Here is a 20,634-nt window from a genome sequence, read left to right on the forward strand (position 1 = left end):
CAACCCTGCTGGCATAGCGATGCGCCTACGCAACTTTGGCCGGCATGATCCCAATGCGCCTTTGGGCCGCGATTCAGGTTTGCGGCCTGGCGGAGCAATCGATGCCGAGGTCTGGCGCGAGTTTATCCATGACCGTGTCGCGCTGAAGACCGAGGTCGAACGCATTCGGCGTTCTATCGTGGCAGACGATTGGCGACCCGGGCCGACCAGTTCGCGGGGGCCAGTCCCGTCCTTCGGAGCGCGCACGACGGTGACTACTGATGGCAGGACGGGCGCATACCTGCTACTAGTTGACGGACCAATCAATGTCCTGGTGCCGAGTGTCGACATCGTAGATGGCCGATCGGTTATGAAAATCGGGCGCACAATTGATCTAGATCGTCGTATGGCGGAATTGGCTGGTGGTCTGCCGCCATATGCCTCGATCCGGTATGTGCCTATCGCCTTTCGCATGTTTCATTCCGCGGCCGAGGCCCATACTTTTGAGCGAGCGATTTTGGACCTTTGTGATGCCGAGGGCTGGTCCGTTGGTGGAGAGTTCGCATACGCTCCACTTGATGATCTTAGGCGTAGATTTTGCGAAAATTGGGATAACCATGGAAAATCTCGCCCCCCGACTCCCTAAACATGCAAGATATCTGCTGGAATGCCGATGCTATCGGTTTTCCGACGATTCGCTTCGGAAGGCAAATGCCAAGCGGTTTCAACTCGTCTGGCAATGCACCTCAGCATGCATTATGTTGCTATGACATGGAGAGCACAGCCCTCAATTCCGAACCTACCTCTCAAGGAGCCCTTTGGCGGGGGGACACTTCTGCCGGCACGGCCGCCGAGCGGCGTGCGAGTACCATTGCGTACTACGAGCAGAAAGCGGACAGCTATGCGGCGATGACGGTCGCCATCGACACTGTCGATCGGATCACGAGGTTCACCGCGCTGCTGCCAAGCGGCGGGCACGTGTTGGACGCGGGCTGCGGTGCTGGTCGAGACCTGATCGGCTTCAAGGCGGCCGGCCTAGAGGCCAAGGGCCTTGATATTTCACATGGACTCGCAGCGATTGCCCAGAAAAACTCGAGGCTGCCGGTGAGCGTGGGCGATCTTCACTATCCGCCCTTTGCACCGGCATCGTTCGACGGCATCTGGGCGATGGCTTCGCTGCTGCACATTGAGCGCGACAACATCCAAAGTGTGCTCTGCAGCCTGTACGACCTTCTGGTTCCCTGTGGGGTGCTTTTTGCTTCCGTAAAGCGGGGGGCGGGACTGGTTTGTGATCGGAAAGGGCGCTGGTTCACGCTGTACGACGAAGCGTCCTGGAGTTGCTATCTCAGGCTGGCAGGCTTCGAGATCATAGAGGCCTTGGACGAACCGCCGATGATCGACGGTGACGTTGGGTCGGTTGCTCCAGGGTGGATATCTAGCCTCGCGCGACGACCAAAATGAGAACATTTTCCTATCGTAGCGCAATTCTGCTGATCCTACTCCTGATCGCGTCTGGTACGGCGACTGCGCAGTCGCCGGCCGTTAATAGAACATCTCAGCCCAACGGAGCCGAACTCGTCGCCAACATCACGACTGCTGCGACCCAACCGGAGGCGCCTCCGGCCCCATGGTTAAACCCTCTGATTTCGGCGTCGGCTGCACTTCTAGGTGCGTTCATCGGCGGCTACTTTGCGTCTCGAAATGCGAAGGCCGCGATCATTCAAAAGACTAATGAACTCGAAATCGAGGAGATCGAAAAACGCATCGGCGACTTCATCGCGCCATATGAGCAGTTGAGTCTTGAGAACTTGAAGCTCTCTCGCGAGCTCAAGCGGCGGCACGGGGGAAACGGTTTCCGAACTCTCTCCGCATTGCTTGACCCAAACTGGAAGACGGCACTATCGCCAGGTGACAGGGCACTCGTAGATGCCATCGTGGAGAACGGGGTCGCCCTGCGCCGACTGATCCTGGAGCATGGCGGCGCCGTTTCCACGAGCATCCGCCCTCATCTGGCTGCGGCCAGCATGCACTTTCGCATGCTCGCACTCGCCAACGCTGGAAGTCTCGATCCAGATTCCAAAAGGTACGAAGCATACGTCTACCCCCGTCAATTAGACGATGTGCTGGCTCGCGAGCGGAAACGACTCGAGGCGCGCCGCGAATTGTTGCGGAGCAAGCCGGATATCGCTCATGCTGAGATTGAGGAACTCACGATTCCGCAAGAGCTGACATTGCCTGATGCGTGAGCGGGCAGTTCGCTTGCGCGACAGCACTGCTTCTGTCGATTGTTCAATAAGGAATATTTGGTAATGAGAGCTGCTCGTATCGGGCAGATGACAGCATTTTGCCTGGTTGGCTCCGAAAAGCCACTCAACCGCTAACAGCCCAATTCAGCCATGCTGGTCATCTAACAGCCGCCGATTCAGCTGTCCGGAGCAACGGATTTACGGAAAGTCGGCGATCCGCCGAAACGGATCGCCGGAACGACGGCGCTCAGGCGCCGCCGTCGCCGAAGCGCCAGACCGGAATGCCGAGGCGCCGCGCCTTGTCGGCGAGGTTGGCGGCGATGCCCGAGCCGGGAAAGGCGACGATGCCGATGGGCAGCGCCTCCAGCAGCCGGTCGTTGCGCTTGAACGGGGCGGCCTTGGCGTGACGAGCCCAATCGGGGCGGAACAGCACCTGCACCACCTTGCGGTGCTCGGCCCAGCAGGCGGCGATCCGCTCGGCCCCCTTCGGGCTGCCGCCGTGCAGCAGCACCATGTCCGGGTGCTTGGCGCGGACCTTGTCGAGCACCGCCCAGATGCGGTGGTGGTCGTTGCACTCCACCCCGCCGGTGAAGGCGATGCGGGGACCGGCCGGCAGCAGCGGCTCGGTCTCGGCCCGCCGCTTGGCGGCGAGGAAGTCGCGGCTGTCGATCAGCGACGCCGTCAGGGTGCGGTGGCTGACCAGCGAGCCGGCGCGCGGCCGCCAGCTTGAGCCGGTGTGGACCTCGAACAGCTCGGCGGCGTGGTCGCGGAAGGCCTCCATGGCGGTGCGGCGCTCGATCAGCGTCAGCCCTTCGGCCAGCAGGCGCTCCAGTTCGACCGAGCGGATCTCCGAGCCGTCCTGCTCGCGCTGGCTGCGCTTCTGGGCGTCCTCGTTGTCGTCGAGCTCGCGCTGCACGCGATCGGCGGCGCGGTGGAACAGGTTGACGGTGGACCACAGCAGGTCGGCCAGGTCGGGTTCGAGGCGGGTGTCGGTCAGGGTGGAGACCAGGGCGTCAAAGACGTCGGCCAGGGCGGCGCGGATGGCGGTCTCGCCGGGCAGCGGCCGGGGATCGGGATCGTCCTCGAAGGGCCGGTGGCCGTAGAGCTGGAGTTCGGTCAGGGCGTGGTCGGTGGGGGAGGAGGCGTGGTGGCGCCCGGCGGCGTCGGTGTCGGTGACCATGGCGGCTGCCCTTCGGCTGGAGGATCGGCCGCGCCCACCGCGGCCTTCGTGGCGATCCCCCTGCGGCGGGCGGGGCGGGTCCGCACCCTCTTGGGCCGCAGCGCCAGCGGAGGACGGCGGGGGGCGGCTTTCTTGTCCCGCGAGGAAGGCCGGCTCTGCCGGCCGGGGAAGAAAGTTGCTGCCCGCCGTTGCGGAACCGGCCCGGCTGCCGCCCGATCGCCCGCTGGAAGGCCGTGGCTGCGGCCTCCCGTCGGCCGGACCGGCATCCGCCCGTTCCGACCGGCGCCCGTCCGCCGAGGCTCAGGCTCCCCATGACCGATCACGGCCGGCCCAGAAGCGCGCCACATCCTCCGGGGCGAACTGGGCCCGCAGGTGCGCCCGCAGCGCCGCCACGCCGAACGCCAGCAGGTCGTCGTTGAGGTCGCCCAGCACCGGTGCCAGGACCAGCGCCTCAATGCCGAGGGACTCGGCGCGGCTCCCCAGCCGGTTCACCGCCCGGCGTCCGGCGGCGTCGTTGTCGCGGGCGATGTAGAGGCGGCGCAGCGTCGGCGGCAGGCACAGGGCGGCGAGGTGGCCGGCCGAAAGCGCGGCGACCATGGGCAGGGCCGGCAGGACGGTGCGCAGCGCCAGGATGGTCTCGACGCCCTCCCCCGCCGCCAGGACGTCGCGGGCCACGCCAAAGCGGACGCCGTTGCCGAGCAGGTGGCCCAGCGCCCGGCGCGGTGACGGCATCGCCGCCTTGCCGCGGCCGGACGGGTCGAGCCAGGCGCGCTGCACGCCGGTGAGGCGGCCGTCCAGAGCGGTGACCGCGGCGATCAGCGCCGGCCCTTCGGCGAGCCGGTCGTCGGCGTCGCGGTACCAGCAGCGCGGCTGAAACCGCAGGGAGCCGTCTTTCCGGACATCCGGAATGCCGCGGTTGCGCAGATACGCCTCGGCCAGTGTGCCGGCGAGCGGCCGGGAGCGGGCGAACAGGCGGTGGGCGGCCTCCGGCGATCCCACCGGGGCCGCGGGTTCCCGGTGCCACTCCGGCGGCGCCCGCGGCAGGCTGAGGAACGCCCGCGCCTCGTCGAGCACCGCGGCCAGCCGGCCGAGGCCGCGGTTGAGCCCGATGAGGTCGAGCAGGTCACCGTGTTCGCCGGCGGCGGGATCGGCCCATCGGCCCGCGGCGGTCCCGTGCAGCCGGACGTAGAGGCTCTCCCCCGGCGTGCCGTGGACGTCACCGACCCGCCAGTAGCGTCCCTCCCGCCGCCCATGGGGCAGGTAGTGGCGGCACACCGCCTCGGCCTCCCGCGCGAGGCGCTGCGCCATCTCCGACGCAACGGACATGGCGCCGGCCTCTCACGGCCCCGTCCGGTCGACAGCACGGAGCAGCGGGTGGCGGGTCAGCAGGGCGGCGAACACCGCCGGTCCGCGCTCGCCCACCGGCACGAACAGCCGCAGCGTCCAGGCGATGATCTCCGACATCAGCCCCAGCGCCTTCAGCCGCTCCACCATGCCCTCGGTGAAGCCGGACAGCTCGATCCGGTGGGCACCCATCACCGTGACCCGGCGCAGCCGCAGCCCGTCGGCCAGATGCAGCACCGTCCGCCCTTCCAAGAGCGCGGCCCAGGCCTGCTCCGCCGACGGCGCCGGCACCGCACCGGTGCCGGCACCGAAATTGCGCTCGACCTCGGCCAAGGCGTCCGGCGCCACCACCCGGCCGATGATCCGCTCGCCGTCGTCGGTCTGCAACCGCACCACCCGCAGGTTCGTGTCCGGCAGACGCTGCCACACCGGCAGCAGCAGCCCGGTCACCAGGTGCAGGGTGCTGGTGGCGAACTCCGGCACCGCGGCGGCCTCCGTCTCCCAGACGGCGGCGAGTTCCTCCGGCTTGGCCGGGCGCCAGTGGCTCTGCGCCAGCTCGGTCACCGTCACCGTCAGGCGTTCCAGCGGGCGCAGCAGGCGCACCCGGCGCTCCACCGTACCGTCGTCCAGCATCAGCCCGGCGGCGGGCACCGCCACCGCCGCCCGGCCCGAGCGGGCGTTGACCAGCAATGTGGCCTGGCGCTCCAGCGCTTCCTCCAGACCCATCGGCCGGTTGCGGTCACGCCGGGCGAGCGTGAACAGCCGGGTCTCCGCTCCGGTCGCCGCGTGGGTGTAGAGGGTGCGCCGCGCCGTGACGGTGAAGCTGTCGGCCACCAGCGTCTCGACGCCGCGGTCGTAGGTGCCGGACGCGATGGCGCCTTCGATCTTCGCGGCGAGCAGCTGCTCGAACACGGTGAACAGCGTGTTCTGCAAGCCGATGGTCAGCGCCAGCAGCCGGTTGAGGAAGGTGGTGATCGGCGGCAACTCCTCGCGCAAGGTCCCGTCGCGGTCACACAGCGCCAGCCCGGTCACCGCCTCGAACTCGCCCAGCGAACAGCCCTCGACCTTGCCGGCGTGCAGCAGACCGTAGAGCTGGCGCAGAGCGGCGCGGGCGTAGACGGATTCCAGGTTGTCGTCGGCGCGGAACAGCCCCTGCCCGCCGGTCTGGCGCTGGCCGCGGGTGATGGCGCCAAGCGTGTCGAGCCGGCGGGCGATGGTGGACAGGAAGCGCTTCTCCGCCCGCACATCGGTAGCAACCGGGCGGAACAGCGGCGGCTGGGCCTGGTTGGTGCGGTTGGAGCGGCCCAGCCCCTGGATGGCGGCGTCGGCCTTCCAGCCCGCCTCCAGCAGGTAGTGCACCCGCAGCCGCCGGTTCTTCACCCCGAGATCGGCGTGGTAGCTGCGGCCGGTGCCGCCGGCGTCGGAGAAGACCAGGATGCGTTTGTCGTCGTCGAGGAAGGCCCGGGTCTCGGCGAGGTTGGCCGAGCCGGGGCGGCTCTCCACCGCCAGCCGCTCGTCCCCGCCGGGATCGGTCTTGCGCACGATGCGGCGCGAGCGGCCAGTGACCTCGGCGACCATGGCGGCGCCGAAGCGCTGGACGATCTGGTCAAGCGCCCCCGGCACCGGCTCCAGCGCCGCCAGCCGCTCGATCATGCGGTCGCGCCGCTCCACCGCCTCGCGGCAGGGCACCGGTTGGCCGTCCCGCCACACCGGCCGCGACGACAGGGTGCCGTCAGCGTCGGTGAAGGGTTCGTGCAGCTGGGTCGGAAAGGAGTGGGCGAGGTACTCGAGGACGAGTTCGCGCGGCGTGACGTCGATCGACAAATCGTCCCACTCTTCGGTGGGGATATCGGACAGGCGGCGTTCCATCAGCGCCTCGCCGGTGGAGACGAGCTGCACCACCACGGCGTGGCCGGCGGCAAGGTCACGTTCGATGGATTTGAGCACGGTCGGCGTCTTCATCGCCGAGATCAGATGGTTGAAAAATCTTTGCTTGGCGCTCTCGAAGGCGGAGCGGGCGGCGGCCTTGGCGGCGCGGTTCAGGGTGCCGCCGGCCCCGGTGACGTTGGCGGCTTCCAGCGCCGCGGTCAGGTTGGCATGAATCACTTGAAAAGCAGCGGCGTAGGCGTCGTAGATGGCGACCTGCCCCGGAGTCAGCCGGTGCTCGACCATCTCGTAGCGGACCCCCTCGAAGGACAGCGAGCGGGCGCTGTAGAGGCCGAGGGCCTTGAGGTCGCGGGCCAGCACCTCCATGGCGGCCACACCGCCGGCCTCGATGGCCTGGACGAACTCGGCCCGGGTGGCGAAGGGGAAGTCCGCGCCGCCCCACAGGCCGAGGCGCTGGGCGTAGGCGAGGTTGTGCACGGTGGTGGCGCCGGTGGCCGAGACGTAGAGCACGCGGGCGTCCGGCAGGGCGTGCTGGAGGCGCAGGCCGGCCCGGCCCTGCTGCGAGGGGGTGACGGGACCGCCATCGCGGCCGAAGCCGGCGGTGCCGCCGGCGTTGCGCAGGGCGTGGGACTCGTCGAAGACGATCACGCCGTCGAAGTCCCGGCCGAGCCAGTCGACGATCTGCCGGACGCGCGGCACGGCGCCCTCGCCACCGTCGCCGCGCAGGGTGGCGTAAGTCGTGAAAAGGATGCCCCGCTCCAGGGTGATCGGCACGCCGGGGCGGAAGCGCGACAGCGGGGTGACCAGCAGGGGCTCCTGGCCCAGCGCCGACCAGTCGCGCCGGGCGTCCTCGATCAGGGTGTCGGACTTGGAGATCCACAGCGCCCGTCGGCGGCCCTTCAGCCAGTTGTCGAGGAGGATGCCGGCGACCTGCCGGCCCTTGCCGGCGCCGGTGCCGTCGCCAAGGAACCAACCACGGCGGAAGCGCACCGCGTCCTCGGCATCGTCCGGCGCCGCCGAGACGACGTCGAAGGTGTCGTCCACCGTCCAGCTGCCGGCGAGACGGCCGGCGTGCGCCTCGCCGGCGAGGATGACGCTTTCCAGCTGGGCGTCGGAGAGGGTGCCGCCGGTGACCAGGGCGGCGGGCAGGTGCGGGCGGTAGCCGGGCTTGGGCGGGGCGACCGAAGCCATGGCGGCGGACTGCACCAGCGGCGTCGGGTGCGGCTGGGCGCCGGGGATCATGATGGACTGGAGCGCGTAGGGCTCGTAGAGCGCGGCGGTGAGGCAGGCGCCCGCCTCCGGTGTCCAGTCGCGCCGCTCGTAGACCAACTCGACGACCGCCGGGTCGGATGCCGGCACCGGGACCACCGGCATGGTGGCCGCCCGGCGCACAGGCTGTGCCACCGTGGGGGGGGCCAGCACCGACAGCGGAGCCACTGCCGAGGCGGAAGCGCGCGGCGGCACATCGCGCCGGACCCAGTCCAGCAGCGTGGCGGCATCCGGGGCAATGCCCGGCGAGGCCGGGAAGACCGCTGGGTCGGCGGCGGGCACGCGGTCGATGACGGTCAGCCGGGTGTCGACGGTGGTGCCGTGGCGGGCGTAAACCGTCCCGTCGATGGCGGCGGAGAAGACGACGCGGCCCCGCTCCTGCAAGCGCACGAAGGCGTCGCGCCACGCCGGATGATCCGGCGCCAGCCCGGCGCCGGTAACAGCGACGAGGCGTCCGCCCTCGGCCAGGCGGGCCAGGGCCGAGGCGAGGTGGCGGAGGGCGGTGTCGGCCACCCGGCCGTCCACCGCCGCCAGCGCCGAGAAGGGCGGGTTCATCAGCACCACCGTCGGCCGGACCGCGACATCAAGATGGTCGTGGATGTTGGCGGCGTCGAAGCGGGTCACCGGGACGCCGGGAAACAGGTCCGCCAGCAGGCTGGCGCGGGTGTCCGCCAGTTCGTTTAGGACAAGGTTCGCGCCGGCCAATTCGGCGAAGACGGCGAGCAGGCCGGTGCCGGCGGAGGGCTCCAGCACGCGGTCGGCCGGGGTGAGCACGGCGGCGGCGGCCACCACGCCGACCAGCGGCAGCGGGGTGGAGAACTGCTGCCGGGTCTGGCTCTCCTCGGAGCGGCGGGTCTGGCTGGGCAGCAGCGCCGCCACCCGCTCCAGCATGGCCAGGAACGCCGCCGGGCTGGCGGCGCGGGCCTGCATGGCTGGGCCGAAGCGGCGCAGGAACAGCACCTGCGCCGCTTCGCCGGCATCGTAGGCCAGCTTCCAGCTCCAGGCGCCCTCGGCGTCGGAGCCGCCGAACGCCGCGGTCATCGCGGCGCGCAGCGTGCCGGCGTCGATGGCCCGGCCGTGTTCGAGGCCGGGCAGCAGCCGCTCCGCGGCGGCGAGCAGGGCCGCCGGGGTGTCCACCGGGGGCGGAGGACAGGGGGCGGCGGCATCGGTTCGGAGGTCGGCGGTCAGGGTCATGGCGGAGGATCCGGGAGAGCGGGGAGACCAGCAGCCGGTGGACGCTCTCTCGATCCGCTCCGGCTCACCCCGCCCCCTCCCTCCTCGCCCTCTACCCGCCGCCGGGATCGAACGGCGGGTGGTAAAGCTCATAGGGGTCAGCGTCGGCGAGGTGCCCGAAGGGGGTGAGCACCACCTGTCCACCGTCCCGACCGACAGCGCACAGAATGAAGCGGGTCTCGCCGGTGCGGGCGTCGGTGCCCTGCACCAGCGCCAGATCGCCGGCCGCCGCGGCGCGCAGCAGCGTCTCGAAATTCGCCTTCACGAAGTCGGGAATCGGCATGGTGGTTCTCCCAGAAGACAGGAGCCCGGCACGGCGGCCGGGCTCGACAGTGGACAAGACGGCGGACGGTCCGGCGGGTACGGATCAGGGGGCACCGCCAAGGCGGCGTTCGGCCGCACGGATGGCGGCCAGCGCCGCCCGGAACCGCGCGGCGCCATGCTCTTCGCCGATGTCGGTGTCGCCGACCATCTCCGGTGCCAGCCGAGTCAGCGTGTTGTCGGCCTCGATCACGGTGCGGATCTCTTCCCGGACCTCCTCCTCGGCCAAGCGAAGCAGGACGTGCTCCCGCGGGACGTCCGAGTCGAGAAGAACGGTTCCCTGGCTGGCCGGCATCACGACGAAGGCGGCCTCGGCGGTGATCACGAGGACCGGGACGCCGTCGGCGAGAGCGGCGGCCGGCAGACGCACGACCATGGTGACGAAGGGCTCGGTCATGACGAACCTCCAGCAACGAGGACGAAGGCGGAGCGGCCGGAGCCGCTCCGCGGCGTGCGCGTCAGGCGGCGGCCGCCTCGGTGCGGTCCGCGTCGTCCCCGGCACCGGTCAGGAAGGCCGGCAGGGAGGCGTCACCGCCCTCCGCATCGCCGTCCGCACCGGCATCAGCACCGGCCGCCGGCTCCAGCGGCCGGCGCAGCGGCTCAGGCAGCCAGCCGCTGCCGGCCAGCAACCGTTCGGCCTCCTTGGCCATGTCGGGCTTGCGCAGGTGGTCGATCAGCTGCGCCGCCTCCGGACCGCGGGCCTCGCGCACCGCCTCCAGGATGCGCGCCTTCGGCACCCGGCCGAGGTAGCTGTCCACGGTCGCCGTCCAGCCGGCCGCCGCCATGTCGAGGCCGACCGCCCCGGCCAGCAGGTCGGCGTGGGCGACGCGCTGCGGCGCCCGGTTCCACGGCTCGTGCACCGCGTTGACGCCGAAGGAGACGCAATGGGCGAACAGGGCGGCCCGGCTGTCGCCGTCGAACCCCACCAGCGTCTCCCACAGTGCCGCCGGTTCGCTCGGCAGCTGGGTGCTCCAGGCGCGCTGGCGGGCGTCGATCGCCCGGGCCGCGGCGCTGGCGGCGAGATCGGGCGGCTGCACCCCGAAGCTGGCGCTCTTCAGCTCCAGCTCCAGGCAGGAGGTGCCGGGGCGCTGGGCGAAGGTGCGCAGGCACAGCGCGTGCAGCGCCGCCAGGAAGGCGGTGTCGGGATCCTGGGCCAGCGCGTCGCGCAGCGCCAGCGTACGGTGCACGCTCAGCTCGATCAGCAGCCGCTCGGGCAGCGGGCGCAGCCCCTCATCGTCGTCCGACATCGCAGTCCCGGCGACCGGCACCGGGGCGGACACGCTGGCACCGCCGGCGATGGCGGCCGGCTGGGCGGCCACCGCTCCGCTCCCGCCGTTGGCCGGGCCGGCGGACGTCTCCTCGCCGCCGGCCGGAAGCACCGGCTCGACCGGCGCCTCGTCCTCCGGGCGCACATAGCCGCGATCGACCTGGAGCCTGCCCTCGACATCGACGCTGACGAACACCCCGGCCCGCGCCACCTCGGCGGTCTCGTAGACCAGCGGCCGCTCCTCCAGCGCCCGCAGTTCCACGTCGATCTCGGCGAGGCGGTGCGCCACCCGATCCAGCTCTTCCGCTTCCGCCGGCTCGCTCGCCTCCAGCCGCTCGTACTCGGCGTGCAGCGCGTCGTAGGCCGCCTGCTCCGCCTCGCTCAGCGGCACCGGCTCGCCGGCCAGACGGCGCAGCCCCCGGCTGTGCCCGTAGGGGAAGGCCAGCGCCACCTCCACCCACGTCCAGCCCTCCGCCCGCACCGTGGCGGCCTCGGCCTCCAGCTTCTCGGCGACCAGCCGGTCGAGCAGGGCCGGGTCCTGCAGCCAGCCGCCATCGTCGTGCTGGAACAGGTCGCGCATCACCGCCCCGCCGGCCGCCTCGTAGGCCTCCACGCCGACGAACAGCGCCCGCTTGTCCGATGCCCGCACCGCCCCCTCGGTGAGCAGCCGGCGGATCTGGTAGGGCTCGCGGCTGTAGGCGCGCGACAGCGCCTCCCACACCTGCTCCTGGCGCGCGTGGTCGCCGCTGACGGTGAAGGCCATCAGCTGCTCCAGCGTCATGCGGTCCTCGGCGTAGGCGTCGAGCAGGGCCGGTGCGATGGCGGCCAGCTTGAGGCGCTGCTTCACCACGCCGGGGGCGACGAAGAAGCGGGCGGCGATCTCCTCCTCGCCGAGCCCGGCCTCGCGCAGGGTCTGGAAGGCGCGGAACTGGTCGAGCGGGTGCAAGGGCGCCCGCTGCACGTTCTCGGCCAGCGAGTCCTCCTCGGCGAGGCCGGCGGTGCGCACGACGCAGGGCACAGGCTGGGTCCGGCTCATGCGCTTCTGCTTGACCAGCAGCTCCAGCGCCCGGAAGCGGCGCCCGCCGACCGGCACCTCGAAGACGCCGGTCTCGGCGCCCTCGGCGTCGAGCACCGGGCGGACGGCGAGGCTGTGCAGCAGGGTGCGCCGGGCGATGTCCTCGGCGAGCTCCTCAATGGAGACGCCGGCCTTCACTTTGCGGACGTTGGCCTGGGACAGCACCAGCTTGTTGAAGGGGATGTCGCGCGAGGTGTTGAGGACGATCTTGGGCCTGGCCATGTCGAACTTCTCCGCGACGGACGGCCGGGAGCCTCTCTCCCAACCTCCTCATCCGTCGTCCCGATGTCCGCCCTCCTCTCCCTCTTCGGTGCCGAGCGTGGCTTCGCAACGGGCCGGTACTTCGTGTCCTGCCCGAACAGCCGCTTGCCGGGAGAGCACCGCCACGCGCATCATCCCGGCCGGGGCAACAGAAGCGTTTGGGAGATCCTCCGGTGTTCGTGGTGGACGAAGCGATGGCCGAGGCGGTGCGCCGGGCCTTCGACGAACGGAGCGAATGGCCGGCGGTGGCGGAGCTGCGGCACCACGTGTGCATCGACGACAACGTCGAGGCCCTGCGGGCGGTGCGGACTATCGCCTCGTGGCGCCGTTCCCCGGCCCCATCAAAGTGACCGTCCGCCTGAACGCATGGTCCCCGTCATCACGGTGCCATGCTGTACGCCGGTTCCGGCGCAAGGCACCGCGGGAGGAGCGCGGCCATCACATGGCCGCCTGCCCGTCATCGGTCATGGCGGCTTCGGGCGCAAAGCCGAGGAGGTAGTCGGCTGCCTTGCTGGCCAGGCTGGCGGCCCGGACGATGGCATGATCATCCCCGCGCAGAACCTCCAACCAGGCGCCGATGTAATCGGCGTGACGGACGGTGGGGACGATGCCGAGCGCCGCACAGAGATAGGCGGCTGAAATTTCGGCAACCAGCTCCTCGAAGGCGTACTTGCGGGAGCCGAAGGACCCGGACAGGTCGCGATTCAACCGCGATGCGTGGCCTGTGCTGTGCCCCAGTTCGTGCAGCGCGGTGCGATGCCAGTTGACGGGCTCGAAGAAGGCCTCCGGAGACGGCACCTGCACGTAATCGTGCTGGGGGCTGTAGAAGGCCCGGGTGCCGCCGATGCGGACATCGACGCCGCTAGCCTGGATCAGCGCCTGGGCCCGTGGCAGGATCAGCCTCTCCGGGATCGGCGGCGGCGCCACGGCGCTGCCGTCGGACAGGTTCTCGCATTGGGCGCAATTGAAGACCGTAAAGCGTTTCAGGAAAGGGATAGCCTGAGGGGCTTCCCCGGCATCCCTTGCGCGCCGACGTTCATCGTCGGGGATGAAGCGGTCGGCATAGACGACGGTGGTGCCGCGTTCACCCTTGCGGACGTGGCCCCCCAGAGCCAGGGCCTGACGGAAGGTGAGCCAGCCTTGGCTGGAGAAGCCGCAGGCGACGACGGCGCCCCACAGGATGAGCACATTCACGCCCGTGTAGGCGCGGCCGGTGGCGGCGTTGCGGGGCAGGCCGAGCGGGGCGGCAGCGGCCGGGGTTCCCCAGGGCTGCACCCAGGGCAGCCGGCCGGCCTCCAGTTCGGCGATGATGCGGGCGGTGATCTCGGCGTAGAGGCTGGTCCGGTCGGAACCGGCGCGGACGGTTCGCGCAATGTCGGGCATGGCGGGTCTCCGCGACGGGCCGGCCGGAAGCCTGTCCCCCAGCCCCGAAACCCGTCGCGAACACCGTCAAGCCCTCTCCCTCTTCTCCGAGCGCCTGCTCCCAGCCGCCAGACGAAACGGCCCGGCGCTGACACCAAGTCGCTGGCAGTGCGGAGCGGAAGGGTCCACAGCCACCGCCGACGGGATCGACGCCACGATGAAGGGGGTGAACCCGGCTCATCCGGAATACCGACCGAATGCAGGGCACCCGCTTGGTGAAGCCAAAAACGAAGAAGGTCATCGCGGACGCGGCATTCCCCGATCAAGGGCGAAACCGACGGCTTCCTGTTGACGCCTCACGCCAGCCACGCTGAAGTGAGGGTGATGATGTCCAGGCAGGCTTCCCAGTTCCACTGCACGGCGGAAACGGTCCCTCCCGTCGCCGGCGCCTACGTTCTGCTCGTAAGGCTGACGGAGGCGGTGGACGTCACCCTGCCCGGCCGGACCAAGGTCATACTGCCGCCGGGGCGGTACCTGTATTGCGGCAGCGCCCACGGCCCGGGTGGACTGCGTGCCCGCGTCGGCCGCCACATGCGCCGGGACAAGAGCATCCGCTGGCACATCGACCGCCTGACCGCGGCGGGCACCGTGACCGGCTGCTGGATTTTTCCCACCGGCGACGAATGCGCGCTGGTGGCCCGCCTCGCCGCCCTGTCGGTTCCGGTCCCGGGGTTCGGCAGCAGCGACCGCACCGTTTGCCGAAGCCATCTTCTGGCATGGCCCGGTGCCGTCGCGCTTCCCTTCGATGTGGCGGACGTTTTCCCGGCCGCCGCTGGACCGGACGTCGCCCGGGTGCTATCGGTCGCGGCCATGACCGATACCGTGGACTTCACCCCCGCCGAACGCGACCTGATCCGCCGCGAGTTCATGAGCCGCTGGTCGGAACCGCCGCGGCTGGCGGACGGCATCCTTCTGAAGCGGTGGGCGACTGGCCCGCGGAAAGGCGAACCGAAACTCCCGGCCACCGTCCAGAGCCTGCTGGAGCGCGGGCTGGTGAAGATCGCCGAAACGGATCAGGGATTTCCCCGCGCCCATTTCACCGCGGCGGGCTACGCTGCGCTGCGGGCCTTGGCGGCCAGCCCGCGGCATCTTCCGCCGGAGCGCTACGGTCATCTCATCGACGAGCTTGCGCGCCGACCGGAGGAGTGCTGATGTTCGGGCGTTCGGCAAGCGTCTCGGTTGGTGACCGCTTCACGAAGGCCGGCCAGCCGTCGCGGGTGTTCATCGTCATAGCTCTGGACGGCCGTCCCGGTCGGCCGCCGCACGCGTTCGTGTCCGCGGCGTCGAACGGTGGAGACCGCCTGCTGATCGCGGTTTCCGCGCTCACCGATTCAACCCTGTTCAGTCGATTGTGAAGGGGGTGAGCGCTACGCTGTTCACACAGCAAGCGATGCAGCCGATCGGGACACCTGGACAGCCGACACGTTGCTGGAGAAGCGCAGCGTGCGCCGGACCGTCCTCCCCATCTTGGAGGAGACCTTGGTGAGGCTCCGCGTGCCTCGCGGTCGGGAACGGAGACAGTGCCCGGCCACAGCTCCATCTCCATTCTCGGCATCCGCAAGACGCTGATGATCCTCTTCAGCTCGGAGTTGGCCGACCTGACTGGCTAACCGGCCCCCACGACGGACCGTCGTTTGAAGGTTGTCCGGACCGCATCAGGGCAACGCGGCCCGGCTGGTTTGGCCCTGGTTCGCCCCGACCGGGACCGACGTCCATCTGGGGCACTGGGCTGACCGCGCGGCAATAATAGTCGTTGGATTTTTGCTTCCGAGCCAGGAGGCCCGCCTCGAAGCAGGGTGTGCGGGGGACATACTGCGCGAAAACTCCCCTTTTCGCGCAGTAGCGCTCCCACTACCCTTCCGGCGCACGTCTGGGGTTTCCGGACGCCGACCCCGCCGGAATGCCCCCGATGCCCTATGCAGAGCTCGACCGCCGCTTCGAGATCCTGTCGCCGGAAGAGGTCGAGGACGGCCCCGACTGGTCGGCGTGGCCGACCGACGGCGCGCGCGGCTGGGCCGACCTCCTCCGGGACCCGGCGATGCGCCTGACGGTGATCCTCGGGCCGGGCGGCATCGGCAAGACGAGGGAGATGCGGGAACAGGCCCGCCGGCTGCGCGCCGAGGGACGGGTGGCGGTGTTCGTCGCGCTGGACCAGCTCCTCGACCAGCCGTTCGCGGAGGCGCTCGCCGGGGAGGAGGCCGCCGCCTTCCGACGTTGGGACCCGGCGCGGGCCGAGGCCGTCTTCCTGCTCGACGCGGTGAACGAAGCGAAGCTGGCCAAGGCGCACGCTCTTCCCCGAGCGCTGCGGACGTTCGCCGCGGCGATCCGCCAGGGCGCGGGCCGCGTCCGGGTGCTGCTGTCCTGCCGGCCGAGCGACTGGCTGCACGGGGCCGACGCGGGCATCGTGACCGAGGCGCTGGAGGGGCTGTTCCCCGCACCGTCCGCCAGCGGGACGGAGATCTCCCACTCTGGCTCCCCTGTGCCGCTCCATACGCCGGATCCGGCGGCGCCGCTCACCGTCACCACGGTGCGCCTAGTGCCGCTGGACAAGGAAAGGATCCGCCGGATGGCGCACCATTTCCACGTGGACGATGCCGACGCCCTTCTCGATGCCCTGAAAAAGACCGGCGGTATTTCCATGGCCGGGCGGCCGCGGGATATGGAATGGATCGCCGCGTTCTGGAACCGCGAGCGCCGGCTTGGCTCGCGCTGGGACATGCTGGACCGGAACGTGACGGCGAAGCTGACGGAGCGCAACGAGGCATATCGGGAGACGGACACCCTCTTGCCGGAACAGGCGTTGCGGGGAGCCGCGCGTCTCGCCGGCGCCACCGTCCTGTGCCGCCAGCCGGCCATCCGCCTGCCGGAGCCGGGCCTGGAGATCGCCCCAGAGCGTCCGGCGCTCGATCCGGCGGTGCTGCTGCCCGACTGGTCGGCGGCGGAGATCGCCGCTCTGCTCCGCCGGCCGGTGTTCGAGGAGGCACCGGGGGGCCGGGTGCGCTTCCATCACGCATCGACCCAAGCCTATCTGGCCGGGCGGTGGCTGCTGGGCCTCCTGGAGGCCGGCTGTCTAGTTAGCCGGGTGGTGGAGCTGCTCAGCCGGGAGGTCTATGGGCAGCGGCATCTGATCCCCTCCATGCGGGAGGTGGCCGGCTGGGTCGTCTGCGGGCACCCCGGGGTGCGCGGCGCTCTGGTCGGGGTGGCCCCGGAACTCGTCCTGCTGGGCGGGGATGCTGCGCGAATTCCGGTCGAGGAACGGAAGAAGGCCCTGCGTGCCTTTGCCGAGGCCCACCGGGACGCGTTGTGGCTTCCCTGGACCATCCAAGACGACGATCTGGTGCGCTTGTCCGACCCAATGCTTGCGCCCACCGTCCAGAGTCTGCTCGCCGGAGCGGACAAATCGGTCGCGGTACGCCGGTTCCTGCTCAATCTCGTACGGGTTGAGGGAGTGCCAGCGGCCGGGATCGCCTTGGCGATTGCGTTCGACGAGGCTCAAGATCTGCGGGTCCGGATTGCCGCAGTGGATGTGGTCGACGCCACCAACGAAGCGGCCCTGCGCGCGCGGCTGCGAACCTCTGCGCTTGGTGCACCGGACCTGCCCAATGCGCTTCTGGCGCGGATCGGGCTCGCTCTCCTTCCTGAAACCCTGTCGGTGGAGGATATGGCCGCACTGTTGGAGAAATTCACCGCGATGCCGACCGATGTCCTCACGAACACGGTCCGTACCGTCGGATGGGACTGGGTCGCCGCCTGCCCGCCGGACCATCGGCAAGCCCTCCTGGCGGCCTTGATCAAGCTGGCCACCAGCCTTCCCCATGCACCCGACCAGCAGCAGGCTCCAGAGTTCCGCTTGTCGGATCGCTACGGTTGGCTCGTTCATACCGTGAGCCGGATGGTGACGCTCGAGGTGAAGCGCACCTCAGGCTTGGGCAGGGAGCCGGCACCGGTCCTGGTCTACGGGTTGCGTCTGCTGGAGGCGTGCGCAAGCAAGAGCGAGGTCACGCTGCATGACCAACTCGCTCTGGCGCCGGCACTCGCCGAGAACGGCACGGTGCGTCAAGCACTGTACGCCGCAGTCTTGCTGTCCACCACCGGAAACCCGCGGGCGGACTTTACAAGGCTGGAGGGAACGTTCTGCCAGTCACGGGCGGAGGATGCGGACGGGCTGCTGGCGAGGGCGGCGGAGGTCGAGGCGGCCGATGACCATCAGAAGCTGGAGTTCGGTGCCCGAGTGATCGCCGACCGGCATGCCAAGGCCGCCGGGCTGCAGAGCCGATCTGAGAGCGTAATCATAGCTACTGGGCTGCTAGCCACCGGGTCGGATGAACGGCCGTGGGGGATCGCACCGCCACTGGTTGGATTACTTTTCCCAGAGATCTCCCAGGATAGGGCGGAAGCGAAAATGGCAGCAAGTAAGGCTGCACGATTGGCACAAATTACGGCGATCCGCACCGGCGCCGCGTTTCGCACCGACGACGTGTTTGACACTCTCTGTTTTCTGACTGGCCTGATGCGTCACCTCCCTGGCTCGACGACGCGATGGGGCCAGAGCAATATCCAGTCGCTGCAGGACAGCTTCGGTGTCGAGAGCGCGGACGCTGCTAAGAAAGCCCTTGTGTCGTGGTGGCGCCGCTGGTGCCCGCTGCTGCCATCGGAACGCAGCAGTTTCGTTCCAGTCACGCCCGAAGTCCGGGTCGGACTCACTGGCCTTGCGGTCTTTGCCTCCACGGGCAGTGACCTTGCTGGGCTGCCGCCCGAAGAGGCACGGATCGCGGTACATTACGCCTTACATGAACGCGACGGGCTCCCGGACTGGTTCGGAGCTTTGCTCGACGCGAAGCCCGATGTGGTAGAGAAGGTTCTCCTCACCGAAATCCATACGGCACTGGGGAACCTGTCGGCGACGATGCGTAACTGGCACAGCCTGGATGCCATTGCCGCCCTGGAAGCGACCGCCAAGCTCGTCGCTGGCGCAGTGCTGGCGCTGCTAGAGACAGACCCCCGCCTGGACGCAGAGGCCCTGACCAAAGCTTTGGCTATCGCTGTTCACGTCAACGGCGAGGACGCCGTCCGTTTCGCCGATCTGTGCGCCCGGCAGACCAGAAGCCTCGGGAAGACTGATGGTGAGGCGGCTTGGCATTGGCTGTGGGCATGGTTGCGCAGCGACGTCGCGGCCGCCTGGAGCTTCGTGGAGTCGGTCCTGACGGCCAATCCCGCCAATGCCCGAGACCTTATTGTCAACATTCTCTGTGGCGAGGATGATTACACCCAGACTGATTGGCATGCCGTGTTCCGGCAGCCATCGCAGCTGGCGACGTTCATTTCCACCGTCTACCGGCATTTGCCGCCACGCAATGATCCGTACCGGGAAACCGTCCTCGGCAGCGTCACCCTCAAGCCCGAGGATCGGGCTGTTGAGAGTCGTGATCGCCTCGTAGACTTGCTCGGAGAGATCGACGGGTCCGAGGCACATGCGGCCCTGACACGCTTGGCCGCTGATCCGGACATTGGGGAGGCCCAGCATCTCTTTCGCGCCGCCATCCGGCGGCACGGCGAGAAAGCCGCCGAATTTGTCGTTTGGAAGCCGAGCGAGATCGTGGCCTTCGCCGACGAACACGAGCGCGATCCAAGGACCCCCGACGATCTGTTCCGCCTAGCATGCAACCGGCTGCAAGCCATCCGTCACGACATCGAGGAGCGAGCCTTCGGTGATCGCGGCATCTTTCCTCCCGGCACCAAGGAGGAGATCCTGCAGCGCTATTTCGCTGGACGGCTCGAGCGGGAAAGCCGCGGCCGGTACGACGTGACGCGCGAGGAGGAGGTCGCCGACCACAAGAAGCCGGACATCCGCCTCCGCACCCCTAAGGCCGGGGTGGTCAGCATCGAGATCAAACCGCTGAAGAAAGGCCGCTATACGGTGGCCGAGCTCAAGAGCACGCTCAAGGACCAACTCGTCGGCCAGTACATGCGGGCGGTCGGATCCCGTCATGGCATCCTGCTGCTGTGCCTGATCGAGAAACGCACGTGGAAGATCGAGAAGCCGGACAGGACCACGGAACGGTCCGGTGCATTCGCTGACCTCCTCCGGATCCTCAACGACTCAGCGAAAACCCTTGAGAGGAACGATCCCAGGGTCCATGGGCTGAGGGTGATCGGGATCGACATAACCCCGTGGGACAAGGACAAGGCGGCCAAGCTGAAGGCGCGGGCGGGAACCGCGCCTGCCCCGGGCAGAAAAAGGTCGACACGGACCAGAATGGCAAAGGCCTCCGAATGAGAACGTGGCCGACGGACCACGTGCGGCTGCCCAATCCACGGCGCCGAAGCCCGGGTGCCGGGACGACACGCCGATCCGGACGAGTGTGAGCCATGGCCCAGCCCCCACCCCGACCGCACGCTCCTTCCCGCCGGACCAGCCGACTGCCGTAACCGAGGGCATGCTGCCAGCCACAGCCTGCGCGCCGACTTTGTCACCACCGCAGCGATCAAGGGACAGGACATCCTGCTGGCCACCCTCCACGCTGAACCGAGGACGCTGATCGACTACGTCCGCACCGAGCGGCTCGCCGGGCGCAACGCCGCGCGCGGGGCCCTCGCCCAATCGGGCGAACTCGCAGAGGCTGGGGAGCCACGGAATGGTTCGCCGCAAGGTTGATCCCTTTCGCCGTTTCCAGACGCGCTTGCGACCCCCATACAGGGCGAGGGGCGTCATTGGACGAAGCTGCGCGACTGGCTGGCGAGTCGCTGATCAAGCCCCGCCGCTCTCCCCTCTCCGAAGCAGATTCCCCCGACCAGCGCCCGGCCGTCTACGCCAAAGCGCGCGGGAATTTCCGCCCAAATGATTCCGATTTGATTCCGGAAGCGGTCCGGGGAGGGATGATTCCGGATATGAAAAGCCCCTGAAAACCGAACGTTTTCAGGGGCTTAGATTTGGTTGCGGGGGCAGGATTTGAACCTGCGACCTTCAGGTTATGAGCCTGACGAGCTACCGGGCTGCTCCACCCCGCGGATGTCCTGTCTGGTGGAACCAGGAGGTGTGGGACGATTGTCGGGTGAAGTGTGTTGCGGACCTGGGCCCTCCGGGATACCGGTGTGGTTGGTCGTGTGCCGTGGTGACCTGGCGGCGACCTACTCTCCCACGTCTTAAGAC

13 protein-coding genes and 1 tRNA gene are annotated in these 20,634 nt (G+C 69.2%); 6 read left to right on the forward strand and 8 right to left on the reverse strand.

The features are described 5' to 3' along the window. The first annotated feature begins 627 nt into the window (after positions 1-627). Together QSG27_RS07480 and QSG27_RS07485 are read left to right on the forward strand one after the other, a co-directional pair. A complete protein-coding gene (locus QSG27_RS07480) occupies positions 628-1,440 on the forward strand; it encodes a class I SAM-dependent methyltransferase (RefSeq protein ID WP_306704737.1) in 813 nt (270 codons plus the stop codon). Next, positions 1,437-2,225: a hypothetical protein gene (locus tag QSG27_RS07485; protein WP_306704739.1), complete on the forward strand. Its 789-nt coding sequence runs from the start codon at positions 1,437-1,439 to the stop codon at positions 2,223-2,225. The genes QSG27_RS07480 and QSG27_RS07485 overlap by 4 nt, the downstream gene beginning before the upstream one ends. A gap of 247 nt (positions 2,226-2,472) precedes the next feature. Here the strand turns inward: QSG27_RS07485 and QSG27_RS07490 are convergent, their stop codons facing one another. The 6 genes from QSG27_RS07490 to QSG27_RS07515 form a co-directional block, all read right to left on the reverse strand. Further along, the gene (locus tag QSG27_RS07490) at positions 2,473-3,405 is read right to left on the reverse strand and encodes a DUF2493 domain-containing protein (RefSeq protein ID WP_306704740.1); all 933 of its coding nucleotides are present in this window, start codon (positions 3,403-3,405) and stop codon (positions 2,473-2,475) included. 300 nt (positions 3,406-3,705) lie between these two features. Next, positions 3,706-4,731, reverse strand: a complete 1,026-nt coding sequence (locus tag QSG27_RS07495) for a DUF7146 domain-containing protein (protein WP_306704742.1) — start codon at positions 4,729-4,731, stop codon at positions 3,706-3,708. 12 nt (positions 4,732-4,743) lie between these two features. After that, the gene (locus QSG27_RS07500) at positions 4,744-9,099 is read right to left on the reverse strand and encodes a strawberry notch-like NTP hydrolase domain-containing protein (RefSeq protein WP_306704744.1); all 4,356 of its coding nucleotides are present in this window, start codon (positions 9,097-9,099) and stop codon (positions 4,744-4,746) included. A gap of 91 nt (positions 9,100-9,190) precedes the next feature. After that, positions 9,191-9,421: a DUF6117 family protein gene (locus QSG27_RS07505; RefSeq protein ID WP_306704746.1), complete on the reverse strand. Its 231-nt coding sequence runs from the start codon at positions 9,419-9,421 to the stop codon at positions 9,191-9,193. 84 nt (positions 9,422-9,505) lie between these two features. After that, positions 9,506-9,856 carry a hypothetical protein gene (locus QSG27_RS07510; RefSeq protein ID WP_306704748.1) on the reverse strand — a complete coding sequence of 117 codons (351 nt, stop codon included), beginning with the start codon at positions 9,854-9,856 and terminating at the stop codon, positions 9,506-9,508. A 61-nt stretch (positions 9,857-9,917) separates the two neighbouring features. Further along, a complete protein-coding gene (locus QSG27_RS07515; RefSeq protein WP_306704750.1) occupies positions 9,918-12,023 on the reverse strand; it encodes a ParB/RepB/Spo0J family partition protein in 2,106 nt (701 codons plus the stop codon). A gap of 212 nt (positions 12,024-12,235) precedes the next feature. Between QSG27_RS07515 and QSG27_RS07520 the strand changes: the two genes are divergently transcribed. Then, entirely contained in the window at positions 12,236-12,412 is a 177-nt protein-coding gene (locus QSG27_RS07520) for a hypothetical protein (protein WP_306704753.1), read from the forward strand. Positions 12,413-12,500: 88 nt separating this feature from the next. Here the strand turns inward: QSG27_RS07520 and QSG27_RS07525 are convergent, their stop codons facing one another. Next, positions 12,501-13,445 carry an ArdC family protein gene (locus QSG27_RS07525; RefSeq protein ID WP_306704755.1) on the reverse strand — a complete coding sequence of 315 codons (945 nt, stop codon included), beginning with the start codon at positions 13,443-13,445 and terminating at the stop codon, positions 12,501-12,503. Between the two features lie 363 nt (positions 13,446-13,808). Here QSG27_RS07525 and QSG27_RS07530 point away from each other — a divergent pair, with 363 nt between their 5' ends. The 3 genes from QSG27_RS07530 (at position 13,809) to QSG27_RS07540 (ending at position 19,761) form a co-directional block, all read left to right on the forward strand. After that, positions 13,809-14,636, forward strand: a complete 828-nt coding sequence (locus tag QSG27_RS07530; RefSeq protein WP_306704756.1) for a GIY-YIG nuclease family protein — start codon at positions 13,809-13,811, stop codon at positions 14,634-14,636. Next, positions 14,636-14,839 (forward strand): hypothetical protein, encoded by a 204-nt coding sequence (locus QSG27_RS07535; RefSeq protein WP_306704758.1) that lies wholly within the window; start codon positions 14,636-14,638, stop codon positions 14,837-14,839. Before QSG27_RS07530 ends, QSG27_RS07535 begins: the two co-directional genes overlap by 1 nt. Positions 14,840-15,393: 554 nt before the next feature. Continuing rightward, entirely contained in the window at positions 15,394-19,761 is a 4,368-nt protein-coding gene (locus QSG27_RS07540; protein WP_306704759.1) for a hypothetical protein, read from the forward strand. 654 nt (positions 19,762-20,415) lie between these two features. Here QSG27_RS07540 and QSG27_RS07545 read toward each other — a convergent pair. Beyond that, a tRNA-Met gene (locus tag QSG27_RS07545) sits at positions 20,416-20,492 on the reverse strand. Positions 20,493-20,634: the final 142 nt, after the last annotated feature.

It is taken from the genome of Azospirillum isscasi (genome assembly GCF_030849505.1).
Lineage (GTDB): Bacteria > Pseudomonadota > Alphaproteobacteria > Azospirillales > Azospirillaceae > Azospirillum > Azospirillum isscasi.